Genomic DNA, 800 nt, shown 5'->3' with positions numbered 1-800 from the left:
TCTAGTGGCCTGTTTTGCCAGGTAAGCCTTCACGACGATAGTACGAATATTTTCAGGAGCGAACTTCATAGAACAAGTTTAGATTTTTTATGTGAAAAATTAAAGTTAAAATGCTCTAGGTGGCGGCTTTAGCGTTTCTTTTGTAGAATGTGGGCATGAGCAACTATCGTAAAGGCTCCCACAGTGTTTTCTCAATTCACCTGCACCTGGTCTGGATAACCAAGTACCGGAAAAAGATTTTGTCAGGCGACATCGCCCAAAGGGCCAGGTCGCTGATACGCGGTATTTGTGAGAAACATCAGGTGGAAATACTCAAAGGACATATAGCACCCGACCATATCCATCTTTTCGTTTCGATTCCGCCAAACCTTGCTGTGAGCAAGCTGGTGCAACAACTGAAAGGCCGAACCTCTCATGGCATGATAAACGAATTCCCATTGTTGCGCCGCCAGTATTGGGGACGCCATATGTGGGCGCGCGGCTATTTCTGTTGCAGCAGTGGTAATGTGACCGATGAGGTTATCAAGCAATACATTGCGCAACAGGAAGATGCTGATGAGACCTTCCGGATTGAGGGGGAATGACTTAAGCCTGCTTCAGCAGGAACCATACCGGCTTTAGCCGGAACGCGACTTTAGTCGCCAAGGTGAATCCACCGGCTTTAGCCGGTGGAGTGTTCAATAAAATGTTCTTTAATTTCCTGAAGCGTCATATCAACATTTTTATCAAGAAGGGCTTGCAATTCCCGAATCTCCTCGCATGAGAAACAACTTGGGCGATGGCCATTGGGTTTGGCTGAT

The 800-nt window shown here is 46.6% G+C and carries 1 protein-coding gene; it reads left to right on the top strand.

Features of this window, described 5'->3' with window-relative positions; genetic code table 11:
* The first annotated feature begins 155 nt into the window (after positions 1-155).
* The gene (tnpA, locus tag G7Y51_RS13500; protein ID WP_165178280.1) at positions 156-584 is read left to right on the top strand and encodes an IS200/IS605 family transposase; all 429 of its coding nucleotides are present in this window, start codon (positions 156-158) and stop codon (positions 582-584) included.
* Positions 585-800: the final 216 nt, after the last annotated feature.

It is taken from the genome of Desulfovibrio sp. ZJ369, from assembly GCF_011039085.1.
Classification (GTDB): Bacteria; Desulfobacterota; Desulfovibrionia; order Desulfovibrionales; family Desulfovibrionaceae; genus Desulfovibrio.
This window is presented reverse-complemented; position numbering and strand designations above follow the sequence as displayed.